The organism is Pseudooceanicola marinus (assembly GCF_002786295.1).
GTDB classification, from domain to species: domain Bacteria; phylum Pseudomonadota; class Alphaproteobacteria; order Rhodobacterales; family Rhodobacteraceae; genus Pseudooceanicola; species Pseudooceanicola marinus.
In genome coordinates, this window is sequence record NZ_PGTC01000008.1 from 70,868 (window position 1) to 90,239 (window position 19,372).

General features: G+C 65.8%; 20 protein-coding genes. 6 read left to right on the plus strand and 14 right to left on the minus strand.

The window, feature by feature from the left end:
• Positions 1–61 precede the first annotated feature (61 nt).
• Both CVM50_RS00840 and CVM50_RS00845 read right to left on the minus strand, forming a co-directional pair.
• A complete protein-coding gene (locus tag CVM50_RS00840; protein ID WP_085890005.1) occupies positions 62–727 on the minus strand; it encodes a DsbA family oxidoreductase in 666 nt (221 codons plus the stop codon).
• Entirely contained in the window at positions 724–2,247 is a 1,524-nt protein-coding gene (locus CVM50_RS00845) for a class I adenylate-forming enzyme family protein (RefSeq protein WP_085890004.1), read from the minus strand. The genes CVM50_RS00840 and CVM50_RS00845 overlap by 4 nt, the downstream gene beginning before the upstream one ends.
• A gap of 80 nt (positions 2,248–2,327) precedes the next feature.
• On the opposite strand from CVM50_RS00845, the gene CVM50_RS00850 reads away from it, so the two are divergent.
• Positions 2,328–2,951 carry a helix-turn-helix domain-containing protein gene (locus CVM50_RS00850; RefSeq protein WP_085890003.1) on the plus strand — a complete coding sequence of 208 codons (624 nt, stop codon included), beginning with the start codon at positions 2,328–2,330 and terminating at the stop codon, positions 2,949–2,951.
• 13 nt (positions 2,952–2,964) lie between these two features.
• Here CVM50_RS00850 and CVM50_RS00855 read toward each other — a convergent pair whose 3' ends face one another.
• Together CVM50_RS00855 and CVM50_RS00860 are read right to left on the minus strand one after the other, a co-directional pair.
• The gene (locus CVM50_RS00855; RefSeq protein ID WP_085890002.1) at positions 2,965–3,312 is read right to left on the minus strand and encodes a hypothetical protein; all 348 of its coding nucleotides are present in this window, start codon (positions 3,310–3,312) and stop codon (positions 2,965–2,967) included.
• Between the two features lie 98 nt (positions 3,313–3,410).
• A complete protein-coding gene (locus tag CVM50_RS00860; RefSeq protein WP_232618116.1) occupies positions 3,411–5,132 on the minus strand; it encodes an extracellular solute-binding protein in 1,722 nt (573 codons plus the stop codon).
• A 508-nt stretch (positions 5,133–5,640) separates the two neighbouring features.
• Here CVM50_RS00860 and CVM50_RS00865 point away from each other — a divergent pair.
• Together CVM50_RS00865 and CVM50_RS00870 are read left to right on the plus strand one after the other, a co-directional pair.
• Positions 5,641–6,414, plus strand: a complete 774-nt coding sequence (locus CVM50_RS00865) for a 3-hydroxybutyrate dehydrogenase (protein WP_085890000.1) — start codon at positions 5,641–5,643, stop codon at positions 6,412–6,414.
• 64 nt (positions 6,415–6,478) lie between these two features.
• Entirely contained in the window at positions 6,479–7,525 is a 1,047-nt protein-coding gene (locus tag CVM50_RS00870; RefSeq protein WP_085889999.1) for a patatin-like phospholipase family protein, read from the plus strand.
• A gap of 9 nt (positions 7,526–7,534) precedes the next feature.
• Here the strand turns inward: CVM50_RS00870 and CVM50_RS00875 are convergent, their stop codons facing one another.
• Positions 7,535–8,221, minus strand: a complete 687-nt coding sequence (locus CVM50_RS00875) for a DUF502 domain-containing protein (protein ID WP_085889998.1) — start codon at positions 8,219–8,221, stop codon at positions 7,535–7,537.
• A gap of 154 nt (positions 8,222–8,375) precedes the next feature.
• The gene (locus tag CVM50_RS00880) at positions 8,376–9,281 is read right to left on the minus strand and encodes a PfkB family carbohydrate kinase (RefSeq protein WP_085889997.1); all 906 of its coding nucleotides are present in this window, start codon (positions 9,279–9,281) and stop codon (positions 8,376–8,378) included.
• A 266-nt stretch (positions 9,282–9,547) separates the two neighbouring features.
• Here CVM50_RS00880 and rpsB point away from each other — a divergent pair, with 266 nt between their 5' ends.
• The 3 genes from rpsB (at position 9,548) to CVM50_RS00895 (ending at position 12,755) form a co-directional block, all read left to right on the plus strand.
• Entirely contained in the window at positions 9,548–10,324 is a 777-nt protein-coding gene (gene rpsB / locus CVM50_RS00885) for a 30S ribosomal protein S2 (RefSeq protein WP_085889996.1), read from the plus strand.
• A gap of 79 nt (positions 10,325–10,403) precedes the next feature.
• Positions 10,404–11,279 carry a translation elongation factor Ts gene (tsf, locus tag CVM50_RS00890; RefSeq protein WP_085889995.1) on the plus strand — a complete coding sequence of 292 codons (876 nt, stop codon included), beginning with the start codon at positions 10,404–10,406 and terminating at the stop codon, positions 11,277–11,279.
• Between the two features lie 201 nt (positions 11,280–11,480).
• Positions 11,481–12,755, plus strand: a complete 1,275-nt coding sequence (locus tag CVM50_RS00895; protein ID WP_085889994.1) for an MFS transporter — start codon at positions 11,481–11,483, stop codon at positions 12,753–12,755.
• A gap of 351 nt (positions 12,756–13,106) precedes the next feature.
• Here the strand turns inward: CVM50_RS00895 and CVM50_RS00900 are convergent, their stop codons facing one another.
• From CVM50_RS00900 to CVM50_RS00935, 8 genes are all read right to left on the minus strand, one after another.
• Entirely contained in the window at positions 13,107–13,862 is a 756-nt protein-coding gene (locus CVM50_RS00900) for a LuxR family transcriptional regulator (protein WP_085889993.1), read from the minus strand.
• A gap of 346 nt (positions 13,863–14,208) precedes the next feature.
• A complete protein-coding gene (locus CVM50_RS00905) occupies positions 14,209–14,637 on the minus strand; it encodes a hypothetical protein (protein WP_085889992.1) in 429 nt (142 codons plus the stop codon).
• Positions 14,637–15,023, minus strand: coding sequence for a response regulator (locus CVM50_RS00910; protein ID WP_085889991.1), 387 nt, complete (start codon positions 15,021–15,023; stop codon positions 14,637–14,639). The genes CVM50_RS00905 and CVM50_RS00910 overlap by 1 nt, the downstream gene beginning before the upstream one ends.
• Positions 15,024–15,042: 19 nt before the next feature.
• The gene (locus tag CVM50_RS00915) at positions 15,043–15,903 is read right to left on the minus strand and encodes a CheR family methyltransferase (protein WP_085889990.1); all 861 of its coding nucleotides are present in this window, start codon (positions 15,901–15,903) and stop codon (positions 15,043–15,045) included.
• Positions 15,900–16,358 carry a chemotaxis protein CheW gene (locus CVM50_RS00920; protein ID WP_085889989.1) on the minus strand — a complete coding sequence of 153 codons (459 nt, stop codon included), beginning with the start codon at positions 16,356–16,358 and terminating at the stop codon, positions 15,900–15,902. The genes CVM50_RS00915 and CVM50_RS00920 overlap by 4 nt, the downstream gene beginning before the upstream one ends.
• Complete coding sequence (locus CVM50_RS00925) at positions 16,351–18,531, minus strand: chemotaxis protein CheA (RefSeq protein ID WP_085889988.1); 2,181 nt, start codon at positions 18,529–18,531, stop codon at positions 16,351–16,353. Before CVM50_RS00925 ends, CVM50_RS00920 begins: the two co-directional genes overlap by 8 nt.
• A 14-nt stretch (positions 18,532–18,545) precedes the next feature.
• Complete coding sequence (locus CVM50_RS00930) at positions 18,546–18,911, minus strand: response regulator (RefSeq protein ID WP_085889987.1); 366 nt, start codon at positions 18,909–18,911, stop codon at positions 18,546–18,548.
• The gene (locus CVM50_RS00935; protein WP_100148405.1) at positions 18,908–19,183 is read right to left on the minus strand and encodes an STAS domain-containing protein; all 276 of its coding nucleotides are present in this window, start codon (positions 19,181–19,183) and stop codon (positions 18,908–18,910) included. Before CVM50_RS00935 ends, CVM50_RS00930 begins: the two co-directional genes overlap by 4 nt.
• Between the last annotated feature and the right edge of the window lie 189 nt (positions 19,184–19,372).

Genomic DNA, 19,372 nt, shown 5'->3' on the forward strand with positions numbered 1-19,372 from the left:
ATGGGGCGGGCAGGGAGGCTATCCGGCCCTTGCGGAGGATCGTGGCGGTTGCCCTGGCGGATCAGGCCTCGGGGGCGTCGCCTTCGGCCAGCTTGCCCGTAATCTCGTCGATGACCTGCAGCCACAGCTCCACCGGCTGGGCGCCGGGCACCGCGTGCTGCTGCGCGACGATGAAGGTGGGCACGGAATTCACCCCCATCTTGCGCGAATGCGCGTCGCGGTCGCGGATCGCCTGTTCGTCGGCATCGCTTTCCAGCAGGCGGCGGACCACGGCGGCGTCCATGCCGGCGCTGTCGGCGATATCGGCCAGAACCTCGTGATCGCCGATGTCGCGCCCGTCGCGGAAGTTAGCGGCAAAGAGCGCGTCGACCACCTTGCCCTGCACCTGTTCCAGCCCCGCCCAGTGGATCAGGCGGTGCGCGTCCAGGGTGTTCGGCGTCCGGGTGATCTGGGTGAAATCGGCCTCGACCCCGTCGGCCTTCGCCCGTTCGGCGATCTGGTCATAGACCTTGTCGGCTGTTTCCTCGCCGAATTTCGACACCAGGTAGGCGCGCCGGTCCATGCCCTCACGTGGCATGTCGGGGTTCAGCTGGAAGGGATGCCATTCGATGACGAAGGGGTGGCCCGGCCGTTCCGCCAGGGCGCGGTCCAGAAGGGTCTTGCCGATGTAGCACCAGGGGCAGATGGGGTCGGACAGGATGTCGATCTTCACGGGGGTGTCGGTCATGGCGTCTTCTCCCAGAGCGCGCGAAGGGCCGGGCGCTGCAGTTTTCCGTTCGAATTTCGCGGCAGCGCGTCGCAGTGCTGCCAGATGCGGGGCTGCTTGTAGCGGGCCAACCGTTGGGCCGCCAGTGAAGACAGCGTGAGGGGATCCTGTTCGGTGCCGGTGTAGAAGGCGGCGATGACGCTGGCGTCTTCCTTGACCTCGATCTCGGTGACGGCGATCTCGGTCACGCCGGGCAGGTCCGACAGGGCGGCCTCGACCTCGGCCGGGGACACGCGGTAGCCACCGGCGTTCATCATGTCGCCCGAACGTCCGCGATAGGTGATCGCGCCGTCTTCGTCCATGCGGCCCAGGTCGCCGGTCAGGAACCAGTCGCCGGACATGCGCGCGGCAGTGGCCTCGGGTGCGTTCAGGTAGCCGCGCATCAGCCCGGGGTCGGCGAGGTCCACGGCGATGGTGCCGTCCTCGCCCAGGGGTACCGGCGCGCCGTCCTCCCCCAGGATCGCTACGCGGCGGCCCGGCTGCGGGCGGCCCAGGGTGCCGGGGGCCGCGGGGTCGGCGGGGCAGCCCGACAGGAAGGTCGAGATCTCGGACATGCCGAAGGCCTCGTGGATCTCCAGCCCGGTGGCCTCGCGCCACTCGTCCCGGATGCGATCCGACAGTTTCTCGCCCGCCGCCAGCCCGTGGCGCAGTTTCGGCAGATGCAGCACCGGATGATCTGACAAGAGTTTCCGGTAGATCCCCGGCGCGGCGGCAAACAGCGTCGCCTCATGCCGTTTCAGCAAGAGCGGCAGGGAGGTCAGCGGCACGCCCTCGGCCGGGATCAGCGCGGTGGCGCCCGCGGTCCAGGGGTCCATCAGCCCGGTGCCCAGGGTGAAGGTCCAGTTGAAGGCGCCGGCGTGCAGCAGCCGGTCGTCGGACCCCAGCCCGTACCAGCCCGTGTGCATCATCTGCCGCGCCCAGATGGCGCGGTGCGCGTGTTCCACGGCGCGCGGCGTGCCGGAGGTGCCGGAGGTGAAGACGATATAGGCGGGGCGATCCGGATCGCCCATGTGATAGTCTGCGGCGGGCAGGTCGCGCATCGCCAACAGCGCCGCCTGGTCGAGCACCGGCAGGCGGGTCTCGGGGCAGGCCACGCCGTCGCCCAGCAGGATGGAGGCGGGGCGGGTGATCTCGATCAGCCGGGCGACCTCGGGCGCGGTCAGTTGGGCAGAACTGGGCACGGGCACCAGCCCGGCGGCGATGGCGCCGAGGTAGGCCAGCGGAAACTCCACCGTATTGCCCAGGCGCATCAGCACGATGTCCCCCGGCACCAACCCGGCCTGCATGAGGCCCGTGGCCGTGCCGCGCACGGCGGCCTCCAGCCGGGCATAGGACCAGCGTTCAGCGCGGCCAAGGCCGAGGATGGCCAGCGCCACCTTGTCGGGCGTGGCCTGGCCCTTGGCCAGCACATGGGCGGCCATGTTGAACGGTTCGGGGCAGGGCGCGGCGGGGCCGCGATCACAGATCGAAAGACGCGTCATGGATCCTTGCTAGGGGGATGGGCGCGCGCTGGCAAGCGGGGGCGTTGCAAGCGGGGCCGGGCGGCCCTATAGACTGCGCCATGAGCGAGAGTGACCCCCGCAAGCTGATCCGCATCGCCCGCGAGACGGGAGAGGACATCGGTGCCGAGCCGCTGGATCTTGGCACTCGCGTGCGCGAATTGCGCCGGGAACGGGACTGGACGCTGGAACAGGCCGCCGTGAAGGCCGGCATGGCGCGTTCGACCCTGTCGAAGATCGAGAACGGGCAGATGTCGCCCACCTATGACGCGCTGAAGAAGCTGGCGACGGGGCTGGGCATTTCCGTGCCGCAGCTGTTCACCCCGCCCAAGGCGCAGCAGGTCATGGGCCGCATGGCCGTGGACCGGGAGGGCGAGGGGCAGGCCTATGCCACCGCCACCTATGAACACGATCTGCTGGCCGCCAACCTGACGCGCAAGCAGATGCTGCCCTACCGGGCCCGCATCCGCGCCCGCTCGATGGAAGAGTTCGACGGCTGGGTGCGCCACGATGGCGAGGAATTCCTCTATGTCCTCACCGGGGTCATCAAGCTTTACACCGAGTTTTACGAACCGGTGGAGATGCGTCGTGGCGACAGCGCCTATTACGACGCCTCCATGGGGCACAACGTGATCTCGGTCAGCCCGGAGGATGCGACGATCCTCTGGGTGACCTCGTTGAGCTGAGCGCGAGTGGCGATCAGCCGCTGCGCCCGATGGGCCGGTCGGCCATCTGTTCATCGCCGAAGGCCGCGTCGTCATCCGACGGATCCTCGCCCGCGGGCACGTATTTACCCGACTCCTTGATCGCCTCCATGTCCTCTGCCTCGTCCATGCGGACATCGGCGGGCATGGCGCCCTCGCGCCAGGTGGCAATCTCGTCCTGAAGGTCGTTGTAGTCCCGTCCCGTGGCCTGGGCCAGGTAGGCCGCCAGCGCGTCGCGCGAGCCGTCGAGGGCCAGCAGGTCCTCTTCCTCGGCCTCGGGCCATTGATCCATCACGGCAGGGACATAGGCGGTCCAGTTGCGGGCGATGTCGGGCCATTGCATGGGGGCACTCCTTTTGTCGTCTGTCAGAAGCAAAACGCCGGGCGATGGCCCGGCGTTCCCTTGTCGTGTGAATGTTGTCGTGTCGATGGGCCAGGCGATCAGCCCTCGGGGTCCATCCACCAGACCTCCGGCAGCCAGTAGACGCTGTCGCCGTAGATCGGGATCTCCTCGGGGTATTTCAGCGCCGCATCATGGGCCACGCGGCCCTTGTCGAACATGAAGATCGGGATCACGTAGCGGCCCGTCGTCAGGATCCGGTCCAGGGCCCGCACGGCGGCGGTGAAATCCTCGGAGCTGCGCGAGGCCAGCATCGCCTCGACCATGGCGTCGATCGCCGGGTTCTTCACCCCCATCAGGTTGCGCGATCCGGGCTGGTCGGCGGTATCGCCACCCCAGTAGATGCGCTGGTCATTGCCCGGCGACAGGGAGAACTGGCGGCGGATGTCGGTCATGTCGAAGTCGAAGCTCTCGATCCGCATGGCGTATTGCGCATTGTCCACCGTGGTCACGCCAGCCTGCACGCCCAGCCGTTCCAGGGCGTTCATGTAGATGTCGATGATCGCCTCGTTCTGCTGGTCGCCCTGGCGCAGCAGGATCTCGAACCGCAGGGGATCGCCGGCGGCGTTGCGGCGCACCCCGTCATCGCCGGTGACCCAGCCGGCCTCGTCCAGAAGACCGGCGGCGGTGCGGATGTTGGCGCGGTTGCGGGCCGAGCCGTCGCCGGCGGGCAGGGCGTAGCCGTCGAGCGCGCCGGGGGCGAGACGGTCGGCGAAGGGCGCCAGAAGCTCGCGCACGCGGCCCTCGGCCGGGCCCTCGCGCATGCCCAATTGGGAATGCGAGAAGTAGGAGGTGATCCGGGGCTGCTTGCCGCCGGTGATCGTCTCGTTGATGTATTCGAAGTTGAAGGCGTGGATCATCGCGTCGCGCACGCGGATGTCGTTGAAGGGCGCGCGGCGGGTGTTCATCACGAAGCCTGTGATGCCCGAGGGGCGTTCCGAGGGGATCTCCGCCTTCACGATGTCACCGGACCGGATGGCGGGGAAGTCGTAATCCCGGTCCCATTTCTCGGCGTTGAATTCCCGCACGAAGGAAATCTCGCCGGCCTTGAACGACTCGAACAGCGCCGCCTGGTCGCCGAAGAATTCGATCCGGATTTCGTCGAAATTGGCTATGCCCTGGCGGATCGGCAGGTCGTTGCCCCAGTAGTCGGGGTTCCGTTTCAGCACCACGTTGCGGCCCGCCTCGAAGCTGTCGATCACGTAGGGGGAGGACCCGATGGGCACCACGTCGAGGCCGGAGCGGGTGAAATCCTCATCCGCCCACTGTGCCTTCTTCAACACCGGCCAGAGGCCGATCACGAGGGCCTGTTCGCGGTCTTCGCCGCGGAAGTTGAACCGGACCGAACGCGGGCCGGTCTGTTCCATGCTGTCGATGCTCTGCCACAGGCCGAGGTAGCGGGCGTTGCCGATGGTGCCCAGGGTCTCATAGGTCCACATTACATCCTCGACCGTCACCGGCGATCCGTCGGAAAATGCCGCCTCCGGGCGCAGGGTGAATTCCACCCAGCTGCGATTCGGATCCGTTTCCACCGATTCGGCCAGCAGCCCGTAAAGGGTGAAGGGTTCATCCTGGGTGCGGTACATCAGGCTTTCATGGGTCATGAACCGCAATTGCCAGGGCACGGTGCCGCGAATGATGAAGGGATTGAGGCTGTCGAAGCCTCCGGTATTGCCGGTGACGAAGGTTCCGCCCTTGGGCGCCTCGGGATTGGTGTAGGGCAGGTGGGTGAAATCGGCGGGAAGGGCCGGTTCGCCGTACATCGCAAGCCCGTGGGAGGGCTCTGCCAAGGCGGGAATCGCTGCCGCGACGCAGAGAATCGCCCCCGCCGAAAGACGCGTGACAAGCTGTCTTGCTTGCGCTATCGGGGCCGGTTGGAGACGACGTCGGAAGGGTTTCATTTTGGCACTGCTCCCTGGAAACCTTGTTTTCTTGGGCTTCACGGTAACCGCGGACCTTCGCCTTTTCAAACTTTTAGCTTTCATGACGGCGCCGGATTGCTTATAAAGAAGCCACTGCTCGATAGGTTTCTTGCCTGTATGAAACCTGCCTCAATAACTGAACGCCGGCTTCGTGCCGGCGTTTTTTTTATTCGCAATCCGAGCAGGCGGCTGGGCGGCTTTTCCGGCTGATCCGGGCCGAAGTCCATACACGGGCCCATCAGGAAATCTCACGAGACAGAGCGCGCGCCGCGCCTTTCCCTCGCTTTTTGCAGGCGCAGCATTATTGTCAGCCTCGACCGGGTTGTCCCGGAGAGAAGAGGAGAGACCAATGAGTGTGAGCGGCAAGACGGCGATCGTGACCGGGTCGAACAGCGGGATCGGCCTGGGCGTGGCCGAGGAACTGGCGAAGGCCGGCGCCAAGGTGGTGCTGAATTCCTTCACCGACCGGGACGAGGATCACAAGCTGGCGGAGGAGCTGGCGGCGAAATACGGTACCGAGGTGCGCTACATCGCGGCGGATATGTCCAAGGGCGACGACTGTCGTGCGCTGGTCGAAAAGGCCGGGGGCTGTGACATCCTGGTGAACAACGCCGGGATCCAGCATGTCGCCGCCATCGACGAGTTCCCGACAGAGAAGTGGGACGCGATCATCGCCATCAACCTCAGCAGTTCCTTCCATACCATCGCCGCCGCTCTGCCGGGCATGCGCGAGAAGGGCTGGGGCCGCGTGGTGAACATCGCTTCGGCCCACGGTCTGACCGCCAGCCCCTACAAGTCGGCCTATGTCGCCGCCAAGCACGGCATCGTCGGGCTGACCAAGACCGTGGCGCTGGAAACGGCGGAACAGCCGATCACCTGCAACGCCATCTGCCCGGGCTACGTCCTGACGCCCCTGGTCGAGGCGCAGATCCCCGACACGATGAAGAAATACGACATGTCGCGCGAGGACGTGGTGCGCAACGTCCTGCTGGAACGCCAGCCCTCGAAGGAGTTTGCCACCACCGAACAGATCGGCGGCACCGTCGCCTTCCTCTGTTCGCCGGCGGCCGAACAGATCACAGGCACGACGATCAGCATCGACGGCGGCTGGACCGCCCTCTGATCCCCGGACAGGCCCCGCAATCGCGGGGCCTTCGCCTTTCCCCTGGCCACACCGGAGCGGACCCATGGCGCAAAAGAAACGGATCAACCTGGCCCTGCAGGGCGGCGGCGCCCACGGGGCCTTCACCTGGGGCGTGCTGGACCGGCTGTTGGAGGACGAGGACCTGGAGATCGCCGGGATCTCCGGTACCTCGGCGGGGGCGATGAACGGCGCGGCCCTGAAGGCCGGCTGGGCCAAGGGCGGGCGCGACGGTGCGCGGGAGGAGCTGAACTGGTTCTGGTCGCAGATGGGCGCGGTGGAAGAGCAGGGGTTCTGGCCCTGGTTCATGGCCGGCATCCCGGTGCCCGGCACGCGTGAAATCGGCATGGCGGTGGAATATTCCATCGCGGGACAGGTGGCCGACATGCTGTCGCTGATGTCCACGCCCTATGCCCTGGGGCCCTTCTACCGCAACCCGTTGCGCCCGGTGGTAGAACGGTTCGATTTCGACGCCGTCTGCGCGGGTGAGGGGCCAGAACTCTATATCTCCGCCACCAAGGTGCGCGATGGCAAGATCCGCGTCTTCGAGGGGCCGGAGGTGACGGCGGATGCGATCCTGGCCTCGGCCTGCCTGCCGACGGTCTTCACCGCGATCGAGTTTCACGACCCCCGGTCGGACCGGATGGAGGCCTTCTGGGATGGCGGCTATTCCGGCAACCCGGCGCTGTTCCCGCTGTTCAAGGCGCATCTGCCGGGCGACGTGCTGATCGTGGCGCTGAACCCGCTGGAACGGGACGAGCTGCCGATGCTGCCCAACCAGATCCAGAACCGGATCAACGAGATAAGCTTCAACTCTTCCCTGCTGCGCGAGTTGCGCGCGGTGGATTTCGTTCAGCGCCTGCTGTCGGAAGGGAAGGTGTCGACCGCCGAGAAGAAGGAGGTGCTGGTGCATCTGATCGCCGAGGACAGCGTGATGCAGGATCTGTCGATGGTGACCAAGATGTTTCCCAACAGCTACGTCCTGACCTCGCTGAAGGCGGCCGGGCGGGCGGCCGCGGATCGCTTCTTGGGCGAGAACCGCGACGCTTTGAACGAACGCTCCACCGTCAATCTGCAGGAAATGTTCGGCTGACGCGCCCGTTCAGGCCTTGGGCAGCTTTCGCGGGTCGATCCCGTTGGGGTAGACGAGCCCTGCCGAAATCACCAGCTTCGCCGCGTCCTCGATCGTCATGTCCAGCTTGATGACGTCCTCTTCGGGGAAGAACAGCAGGAAGCCCGAGGTCGGGTTGGGCGTCGTTGGCACGAAGACCGACAGCAGCTGCGAGCCGGTCTCTGCGCGTCGGGCAACCTCGCCCCGCGCCTCGGTGGAGACGAAGCCGATGGCCCAGATCCCCTTGCGCGGGTACTGCACCAAGCAGGCCTCCTCGAAAGAGCGCTCGGACTGGGCGAAGACCGTTTCGGCGATCTGTTTCGCGCCCGAGTAGATCGAGCGGACGAAGGGCATCCGGTCCACCACGTTCTCGCCGTAGCGGATCAGCGAGCGGCCGATCAGCCCCTTGGCGATCCAGCCGATGAGGATGGTGAACACCAGGAAGAAGATGATGCCGACGCCGCGCAGGTTGATCCCGATGTACTGCTCGGGCTGGAAGCGTTCAGGCACCAACGGCAGGACGAAGCCATCGACCCAGCCCAGCAGGGACCAGAGCAGCCAAATCGTCAGCGCGACAGGCAGGATCACCACGATGCCCGTCAGGAAGGACGAGCGCAGCCGGGCCAGGACGCCCGGACGCTGGGTGGAGGAGGAGGTCTCGGACAGGGGGTCGTTCATGGCTCGCCGCAAAAAAGGGGTTCGGCTCAGGAACGTAGGCACGAATTTGCTGGCCCGCAATGGGCCAGCGTCAATTCAGTGAGGCAAATTGCAGTGAGGGCCGGGCGCGGGGGCGATCCGCCTGCCTGCGGGCAGCGCGGCCCGCGGACAGGGGTCAGAATGCGGTTTCGCCCGAGACGTAGCGGGCGGCGGCGCGCAACGCGCGATCCAGCGCCTCCTGCCGGTCGCAGCCCTCGGCCTCGGCCACGATATGGGCCGCCATGAAGGTGTCGCCGGCGCCGGTCACCCGGGTCACCAGGACCTCGGGCGGACAGCCGGTCACCAGGCCCTCGGCGCTGCCGTCACAGGCGGGCTTGTTGCCGTTGGTCACCAGCACGCGCGCCGCGCCCCGTTCGATCAGCCCGGCGGCGGCGGCTTCGGAGGTGTCGAATTCGCGTTGGCACAGCAGCCCGGCCTCTTCGAGGTTCACGTAGAGCAAGGCGCGGCCATGGGCCAGGAAGGGGCGCAGCCGTTCGGCCTTGCCGGGCGAGGCAGGCGCCACGCGCAGGTCGGCGCGGGCGAAGGCGGGGGAGGCGGCGATCTCTTCCAGCAGCATCAGCGTCAGGTTGCCGTCCAGCGCCACCGGCCCTTCGAAAGGTGCGGCCTCGCTGGCCAGGCTGCCATCGGTCAGGGGCCGCAGGATCTTGGCGCCCGCGGCTTCAAGGGAATGGGCGTCGGCGATGGCGGCGATCAGGCCGTTGGCGCCCTCGATGGCCATGTAGCGGTCGGTCGGCAGATCCTCGGACCGGTAGACGTGGGCGGTTTCCATTCCCAGCTCGTGACAGGCATGGATCAGCTCGTCGCCCTCGGGGTCCTGGCCCACGGCGGTCAGCAGGACGGGGCGCATCCCGAAGCGGGCCAGGGTCATGGCGATGTTCATCGCCACGCCGCCGGGCAGGCGGGTGATGCGGCCGGGCACGTCCGAGCCCTGGCGCATGTGGCTGGCGGAACGGCCGATGATGTCCCAAAGGACGGAGCCGATGCAGAGGATCTCGGGCAGGGGGGCGGTCTGTCTGGTCATGCGCTCTTTTGGCGGCGTTGCGCGGGCCGCGCAAGCCTTGGCAGGGCGCGCGGGCCGGGATATTTCGTCCCTGCCGCAGACTTGCGCGATGGCCCCCGGACCGGGCCGGGACAAGCGGGCTTGCGCCCCGGAGCGTTTGCCTCTATGAGAGCGCCACTTAATCCCGCAGGCGGGGTCGGGCCTATGGGGGAGACATCCCCATGCGTCCACCGGTTGACCAGATGGTTCACACCCCCGCCAAGGCGCAAACCGGAAAGGATAGAAGCATGGCTCTTCCCGAGTTCTCCATGCGTCAGCTGCTCGAAGCTGGCGTTCACTTCGGCCACCAGACGCAGCGCTGGAACCCCCGCATGGGCGAGTTCATCTACGGCGCCCGCAACGGCATCCACATTCTCGACCTGACGCAGACCGTCCCGATGCTGGACGCCGCGCTGAACGTGATCCGTGATACCGTTGCCAAGAACGGCCGCGTGCTGTTCGTCGGCACCAAGCGCCAGGCCTCCGGCCCGATCGCCGAAGCCGCCGAGAAATGCGCGCAGTACTACATGAACCACCGCTGGCTGGGCGGCACACTGACCAACTGGAAGACCGTCTCCCAGTCGATCAACCGCCTGAAGGAAATCGACGAACGTCTGGACGGCGGCGCCGAGGGCCTGACCAAGAAAGAGCGTCTGGGCATGGAGCGCGAGCAGACCAAACTGCAGGCGTCCCTGGGCGGTATCCGTGAAATGGGCGGCGTGCCGGACCTTCTGTTCGTCATCGACGTCAAGAAAGAGCAGCTGGCCATCGCCGAAGCCAAGAAGCTGGGTATCCCGGTCGTGGCCGTGGTCGACACCAACTGCTCGCCCGAGGGCGTGGACTACATCATCCCCGGCAACGATGACGCCGCTCGCGCCATCTCCCTGTACTGCGACCTGGCCTCGCGCGCTGCCCTGGACGGCATGACCGCCCAGCTGGGCGCCGCTGGCGTCGACGTCGGCGAATTCGTCGAGGGCCTCGAAGAGGAAGCCCTGGCCGAAGAAGGTGCCGAAGCCCAGGCGTAAGCCCGCGCTTTACAGAACTGTCACCGGCCGCATGTTAACGGCGGCCGGACCCCATTTCAGACCGTAAGGAGATCTCCCGATGGCGATCACTGCTGCACAGGTTAAAGAACTGCGCGAAATGACCGGCGCAGGCATGATGGATGCCAAGAAGGCGCTGACCGAAACCGACGGCGACATGGACGCCGCCGTTGACTGGCTGCGCACCAAGGGCCTGGCGAAAGCCGCGAAGAAATCCGGCCGTACCGCCGCCGAAGGCCTCGTGGCCGTCGAAGTGTCCGGCACCACCGGCGTCGCCGTCGAGGTGAACGCCGAGACCGACTTCGTCGCCAAGAACGCCGAGTTCCAGGACATGGTCGCCGGCATCGCCAAGGTTGCCACCGGTGTCGACAGCGTCGAAGCCCTGGCCGACGCCGAGCTGGACGGCAAGAAGGTCTCCGAGGTGGTCACCGACAAGATCGCCAAGATCGGCGAGAACATGACCCTGCGCCGGATGGCCAAGATCGAAGGTGACGTCGTGGCCTCCTACGTCCACAACGCTGCCGCGCCTGGCCTCGGCCAGATCGGCGTGCTGGTCGCCCTGAAGGGCGGCGACGAAGCCTTCGGCAAGCAGGTCGCGATGCACATCGCCGCCGCGAACCCCGCCGCGCTGAACGAAGCAGAGCTGGACCCGGCCGTCGTCGAGAAAGAGCGCCAGGTGCAGATCGACATCGCGCGCGAATCCGGCAAGCCGGAGCAGGTCATCGAGAAGATGATCGTCGGCCGCATGAAGAAGTTCCTCGGCGAGGTGACCCTGCTGGGTCAGGCCTTCGTGGTGAACCCCGACCTGACCGTCGAGGAAGCCGCCAAGGAAGCCGGTGCCGAAATCCTGGGCTTCGTCCGCCTGCAGGTCGGTGAAGGCATCGAGAAGGAACAGGAAGACTTCGCAGCCGAAGTGGCCAAGGCCGCTCAGGGCTGATCGATCCGGGCGCCACGGCGTCCGCTGGTTCCGCTAAGATCCGGAAAAGGGGTCGGGGTTTCCCGGCCCCTTTTCATGCGCGCCCGGCCCGTCCTTTGCAACATATTGGAACGGCTGGGGCTTTTGCCCTTGTCCTCGACCTTGGTCGAGGCGTTACCTTCGCCCTTGTATCGTTCAAGGCCCGGGGGGAGGGGTGCAGGCATGGCAGGCAGGCAGGGGCATTTCCACCGCTTCCTCGTGGCGGGCGGGCTCACGAACCTCGGGGACGGGGTGGCGACGCTGGCCTGGACCTGGCTGGCCACGCAGCTGACCCGCGACCCCTTCCTGATCTCGCTGATGCCCGTGGCGCTGCGTCTGCCGTGGTTCCTCTTTGCTATTCCCGCCGGGTTGGTGACCGATCGCGTCAGCCGCAAGAAGCTGTTGCTGGCCATGGATGTGGCGCGCGGACTGGCCTTTGCCCTGGCGGCGGCCGCCATCTGGCAGGCCCTGCCGCTGGCAGATCCACCGGAGGACGGCGTGGCCGAGGTCGGGCTGTTCGTCACCCTGGCGCTTTGTGCGGCCGCCATCGGCCTGGCCGAAGTGTTCCGCGACACCGCTGCTCAGACGGTGCTGCCCTCGCTGGTGGACCCCGACCGCCTGGAAAGCGCCAACGCGCGCTTCTCGGCGGTGGAAATCCTGGGCAACACGTTGCTCGGTCCCGCCGTGGGGGCCTTTCTGATCGCCGCCGCGTTGCCGCTGCCCTTCCTGCTTAACGCCGCCGCCTACCTTTCGGCCACCGTATTGGTTGCCGGGGTCGGCATTCGCCAGCGCCGCCCTGCCGGCACGCGCCGGCACTGGCGGCATGAGTTCACCGAGGCGGCGGGCTTCTTGATCCAGCAGCCGACACTGCGGTTGCTGGCGCTCTTCACCGGGGTCTTCAACGGGTTGCACCAAATGGTCGTCGTGGGCCTCGTCCTTTTCGCACAGGAGGTACTGGGCCTCGGCGCTGGCGCCTATGGCCTGGTCTTGTCCGCCGGGGCCTCGGGTGGCTTGGTCGCCGGGCTGGTCGCCGCGCCCCTGATCGCACGCGTCGGCGGGGCACGGTTGGCGCAGCTGTCGTCGGCGGTCATTGCCCTGGCTTTCCTGGCCGTGCCGCTGGCGGGCGGTGGCGTGGGGGTGGCGGCCTGCCTGATGGTGTTCTCCTTCCTAGGGCTGTTGTGGGACACCGTGTCGATCTCCTATCGACAGCGCGCCGTCCCGGACGAGATGCGCGGGCGGGTCAATGCGCTTTACCGGATGGCGTCCTGGGGCATGATGCCCGTGGGGCTAATGGTGTCGGGGCTGGTCGTGGACCTGGGCGAACGGATCATGCCCCGCGAGGTCGCGCTGACGCTTCCCTTCCTCGTTGCCGGGGGCGGGGTCGCCGTGATGACGTTGCTGGCCTGGCGCGGGATCGGTCGCGGCTTCGGCCGCCCGCCCGGCGTTCCCTCGGCCTGAAGGAAAGGCGAGCGCCCAAAACGGTGTCGGTCGGGACAACCGACACCGCCTTTGGCAGGTGCTCGTCTAATGGGGATGGCACGAGATCCTTGCCAGACTGCCGGATGGGAGGGCGGATCAATACGCCCCCCAACCGACTCCGGTTTCCCGGCCAACCCGCAGGGCCCTGAAATCACAGGGGTGCAGGCCGGATGCTCCATGGCTCAAAGCCACCACTCACGGAACATCTGGACAATGCGTTTTTTACCGCGTGATCGAAAGTAAGGGAAACCTTACCCGATCACAGAGACTTAGCGAAAATGGCCTAAAAGACTGGTATTCCATACCTTTGCCGCAAGACGCCAAGCGGCGTCAAGCGTCCAGGATGAACATCTGGTTCAGGAAGGCGGCTTTGAGCACAGCCTGTGCCGTGGTTTCCACGTTTAGGTTCTCGCGGGCCAGGCGCAGGTGCTTTTCCACGGTGGCCGTGGTCAGCCCCATGAGCAGGGCGATGTCCTGTGTCGTCTTACCGTCGCCGACCCATTGCAGCGCCTCGCGCTGGCGTCGGGTCAATTCCCGCGCGGGGCCGGAATAGGGCAGGGTCAGGATCTTCAGGTGGGCGACGTTGTTCATGATGACAATGTCGCGACCATGTTCGGCCCAGACTGCATCCACCTCGTCCTGACTCATGTCGGCGCGCGCGGTCAGGGCGATGGCGCCCTTTGTGCGCGGCGAGATGCTCTTGAACGAGATCGAGTAGCCGGCGCGGACGCCCATGGAACGGTTGAACTCGATCACCTTCCGCTCACTCTCGGTCAGCACGCCCGAGGCCGTCATTTCCCCGAGCAGGCGCCAGGAACAGGCGCCTTCGTTGTCCAATGCCCAGCGGACCATGGGCGCATGGAAGTAAAGCCCCTTGCCGAGGAAGGCGTCGCGGTAGGTCGCGGAATGGTTAGTCAGGATGACGAAATCTTCGGGGTCGCCCAGCGAGGTGGCGGTACGGTAGCGCGTGAAACCATAAAGCAGACGGTCGAAGCCGAACTCTCCCATGCGCTTGCAATGCAGATCCCACAGCGCCTCGATTGATGGCGCGTTGGTGAGTTGTTCCAAGTATTCGCGGCGCATCATTCTGGTCCTTTCCCCCCGGTAGACCTGGCCTGTGAATGCGGGGTGTCGGACATGCGGGACGGCGTGACAGAGGCCCGGCATGTCCGACAGCACCCAGCGGGTTTAGCCCGAGAGATGCTGGTTTGTCGAGCGCGGTATCAACGCGTTGGCCGCTTGGACAGTTGGCTGGTGTCACCTGCCTGCGCAACGGGCGTCGCGCCGTGGCCTACAATTCCCGCGCCGTGAAGCGCGGCGTCCCAGCCGTAAACCGATCTCGGGTCCAGAGGCCCTGCGACGCCTTGCGGCCGCGCGCTGCTGTCTGCCGCAGCATCGCAGCCCTGGGGCGGGTCACGCCAGCTTGGCGCCGTCACCAGAGGTCGAGGTCGCCGGCGCCGTGGGAAGGCGGATGTTCCTTAGCCCCGGTCTGTCTTATGCTTCTCTTCGATGCCGTCAGGATGGGCGCGATGGATTCCTGCATGTCGACCGTTTCCTGCAGCGCGGAGTGGGTCATCCGCTGCCCTTCCGCCCAGCCCAGGGCCGGGCCGAAGCGCAGCAGGATCCCCTCCAGATCCTTCAGCGCCTGACGCATGTAGTCGATCCGCTGCAGGTTCAGAAAAGCGTCCTCAGCCAGGGGCTTGCAAGTGCAGAGACTGGCGGACAGCGCCTCCTCCAGGCCGGTGGTCAGGGCCCGCAGTCCGGCGACCTGTCCCGCAAGGATCTCGGCCAGTTCCGGGGCCTCGATCTCGACATGGTCGGTCGGAGGATCGCCGGGTCGGTCGGGGGCGCCGGTCTGCATCACAGGCGTCCGACGACAGCCTCGATACAGGCGCGCAGGTCATTGGGCTCAAACGGCTTCTTGAGGAAGTTGTTCATTCCGAGTTGCTTGCCCTTGTCGATGATTGCCTTGTCCGCCTTGCCGGTGATCAGGATGAAACCGACGCCCTTGGTCTTGGCGCCGCTGCGCAGGTGCTGCAGCAGTTGCAGGCCGTCCATCCCCGGCATGTTGAAGTCAGAGATCACCAGGTGCACCGGCTTGGCTTCCAAGGTCTTGAGCGCCGAGGGGCCGTCCGACGTGCTGGCGACGTTGGTAATGCCGAAGGCGTCCAGGGCCTGGGTGATGAGCCCGCGGCTGGTCGACATATCATCCACCACCATGATTCTGATCTGGTCTCTCAGGGCCATTCAAGCATTCCTTCCCGGCTTAGCGTGTCGCGGAGGCGGCCGCGCGGTAGGCCGTCATCCCGTTGGGGTCAAAGAGGGTCATGGCCGAATCCGAGATTCGCTCGGAATGGCCAAGGAAGATCCAGCCGCCGTCGCCAAGGCGCTGACGGAAGCGGGGCCAGAGCGAGGCCTGGGTGTCCGCATCGAAGTAGATCACCACGTTGCGGCAGAAGATGGCGTCGAATTGCCCCTTCATCGGCCAGTCGCGCAGCAGGTTAAGTTCGCGAAAGCGGACGACCCGCCTGATCTGCTCACTGACCCGGTACTGGCCGGATGTGCCCGCGCGTTCAAGATAGCTTTTCCGCATCTCCGCGGGGATCCCGCTGATCTGCTGTTCCGAGTAAGTTGCCGCCTGAGCCTTGTCGAGGATCACCGGATCGATGTCCGTGCCGAGGATCAGTATATCGCGGGTGAACAGATCCGGTGCCGCCTGGTGGAGGCACATGGAGATCGAATACGGCTCCTGCCCGGAGGAACAGCCGGCCGACCAGATGCGTACCCTTTGCCCATTGCGTGCCTTCTGTAGCAGGACCGGCAGAACCTTTTCGCGCAGGATGTCGAAGTGATGGGACTCCCGAAAGAAATGAGAGACGTTGGTGGTCAGGGCCGAGATCATCTGACGCCGTTCCTCGTCTCCGGCCGCAGAGACAACGAAGCGGCAGTAGCTTTCGTAGTTCGGCTGGCCGGTCGCCATCAGGCGTTTGCGCAGGCGCGACTGAACCATGGTCATCTTGCCTTCCGGCAGGACAAGCCCGGCCTCTTTCTTGGCCATCTCGGCTATGGTGGCGAACGACTTGCCGTCCATCACCGTTCCCGAACTATCCGAGGCGGTGCGCGTCATGCGACCTCGTCACTTGCGGCGGGCACGACGGCCCGAAGGTCCAGAACCCGGATCATCCGATCATCGATCACGGTCAGCGAGCGGACCACCGACATTTGTGGATCGGTGGACATGTCGGGGGGCAGTTGCAGGTCATCTTCGGTGATGGCGACGATGTCGGAGACCGCGTCGACCAGCAGGCCGGTGAGTGTGCCGTTCAGGTTGACCACGATGATCACGTTGCGGTCATTGGTTTCCTGGGATGGCAGATGCAGGCGCCGCGCCAGGTCCATCACCGGCAGGACCGTGCCCCGCAGATTGATCACGCCCCGCATGTAGTCGGGCGCATGGGGCATCGGTGTCGTGCGCGTCCAGCCGCGGATTTCCCGGACCGACATGATGTCGAGCGAGTATTCCTGATCCGCGACTCGAAAGGTCAACAGCTCAAGATCGTTGTTCTGGCCCTGTTCACTCATTGGCGATCATCCTTTCCGAAAGCATGAGATCTGCGCCGCGCATGTGGCCCATCCCGGCAATGACATCGGCGGGGTCGAGGATCAGTGCGATCTGCCCGTCCCCGAGGATCGTTGCCGCGGCGATGCCCGGCGCGCGATAGAAACTATCATCCAGGCCCTTGATGACGACCTGACGCTGGTCCTGGATACCGTCGATCACCAGGGCAGCCCGCGTGCTATCCTCCAGGACGATCAACAGGACGATGGCACCGGCCTCGGTCTTGCGCTGCTGGCGGTAGCCCAGCATCACGCCGAGATCGTAAAGCGGCACGAACCCTCCACGGACCCGAACGACATAGTGCCCCGGGCGCAGCATCTGCACATCGTCGGGGCCCAGGGACAAGGTCTCGACAACCACGTTCAGGGGCAAAACCAGCGTTTCTCCCGCGACGTTCACCACCATCCCGTCGAGGACAGCCAGCGTCAGCGGCAGGCTGATCGAGAATGTCGTTCCCTTGTTCGGTTCCGAATTGATGGTGATACGCCCGCCGAGGCTCTGGATCGCGGTCTTGACGACATCCATGCCGACGCCGCGGCCGGAGAGGTTGGATACGGTCTTGGCGGTCGAGAAGCCCGGCAGGAAGAGCAGATTGTCGATCTCGCTGTCGCTGAGTTGGATTTCGGGAGGGATCAACCCCTTGCTGACCGCGATTTCCTGCACGCGTTTGCGATTGATGCCAGCGCCGTCGTCAGCGACTTCGATGATGACGCGGCCCGAGCGGTGGGCCGCGGTCAGTTTCACGGTGCCAGCGCGAGGTTTCCCGGCCTTTTCCCGGTCCGCTGCGCCTTCCAGCCCGTGATCCACCGCGTTGCGGATCATGTGCGTCAGCGGGTCCGACAGCCGTTCGATGACCGTCTTGTCGACCTCGGTGCCCTCGCCCTCGGTGATCAGGCGGACGTCCTTGTCGACGGCGGCGGAGGCCTCACGCACGATCCGCGACATGCGCTGGAACAGCGACTTGACCGGCTGGGCACGGATCATCATCACGCTGTCCTGGATGTCGCGGGTCAGCCGCTGAAACTCTTCCAGGCCGTTCATCGCGTCGGAATGAGGGGAGAGGCCTGCCTCGTCCAGGCTTTGCGACAGCATGGCCTGATTGATCACCAGTTCCCCGACCAGGTTCACTAGCCGCTCGATGCGCTCCAGGTCGACCCGCACGACGGACTTCGCCGCGGCCGCGCCACCCTTGCGGGCCTCGCCGGTGTCCTTCGCGGACTCTCTCTCCTCGGATTTCCCAGCCGTCGTCGGGGGGGGAGCGACTTGCGGTTCCAGCGTTTCGGGAAGGGCTGCCTCAGGCTCTGCCTCCTCGGGCAGCGCCTTGGACAGTTCCTCCGGCAGGGGGGCAATTTCAGTGGGGCCTTGCTCCGGGGCCGCGCCGGTGATCTCGATCTCGCACAGCCCGTCGACGAACTCGAAAACGTCACGGATCTCCGGTTCGGCAGCTTCGGTTTCCAGCTCGATCAGCCATTCGATATAGGGTGTCTCGGGCGCCAGATCCTCCAGCGCGGGCAGGTCGGCCAGGTTGCAGCGAACGCTCGACGTGCCCAGATCGCAAAGGTTGCGCAGCAGCATCAATGGCTCATTGCCTGTCGCGAACAGCTCTTGCTCGGGCTTGAACCGGATGGTGAAGTGATTGGCCGTCGGCGCGTCGAGATCGGGCAGATCAAGGCCCAGGCTCAGCCCCATTGGCTGGAAGTCCTCCGGAGCGACTTCCTCCGCGCCGCCCTCGTCCCCCAGCAGGGCGTCGAGCCGGGTCAGAAGCTCTTCGCTGGTCTCCTCTGGCAGGGGGGTCTCATCCCGGCAGGCCCGAACGAGATCCGACAGGTGGTCCGCGGCCAGGAAGAACAGTTTCATAGCGTCGCTGTCGGGATGCAGGACACCGTTGCGCACCTCGTCCAGAACGGTCTCGTAGCGGTGCGCGAAGCGGACCAGGGCTTCCAGGCCGAATGCCCCGGCGCCGCCCTTGATGGAATGGACCGCCCGGAAGACGACGTTGATGGTCTCGGGGTCCTCGCTGCCGTCCTCGGCCTCTTCCATCTCCTGCAGGCCATCCTGCAGGGCTTCGAGCAACTCCTCGCATTCGATGAAGAAGGAGGCGCGGATTTCCGCCATCGGGTCGTTCTGATCGGACATTCCAGGCTCTCCTCTTATCCGGCGACCATCTGCAGGGCTTTGACCAGCTTGGCAGGATCGAAGGGTTTGACGATCCAACCCGTGGCTCCAGCCTCCCGCGCCCGCATCTTCAGTTCCGGTGCACTTTCGGTGGTCAGAACCAGGATCGGCGTGGCGCGGTGCTCTTCCTGGTCGCGGACGGCGTCGATGAAGCCGAAGCCGTCCATGCGCGGCATGTTGATGTCGGTGATGATCGCGTCGGGGCTGAGCCCGTCGAGCACCTCGATCCCATGCACGCCATCTTCGGCCAGGTGCACCTCGATCCCGGCGGGCATAAGCGCCATGCGGATCATGTCGCGCATCGTGCGGCTGTCATCCACCGCGAGAACTTTCATGCTCATCCGCGCCCCTCCGCGAGGGTTTCCGGGGAGAACCCCATCTGGGCGAGCTGTTCGACCACCTTGTCGCTGAGGTTGGTCAGCGACATCGCGTGTCCCTTGCTGCGCAGGGAGGTGGCGGCGGAGAGCAGGACCTGGAGGCAAAGCGCGCCGATCTGGGTGACCTGGCTGCCGTCGAGCACCACATCGCCGTCGAGCCGCCCTCGCAGCGCCTCGGCCAGAGGGGCCGCCGCCGGCAGATCCAGCTTGGGTTGAAGGACCAGCGGCTCAGTCATGGCCACCTGCCGGGGTTCAGAAGGCGGAGCGATTGCATGCCGGTCTCCCATCATTCCATTGCGTCGGGACGGTGATAGGGTCTGCCCCGTTAAGACGAAGTTACGCGGCATGGGCTTTGACGGGCTTTTTGGCTCCGGCGCCTGTCAGGGCCGCCGGTGAACAGCAACAAATCTCTGAAAATAGGTCTG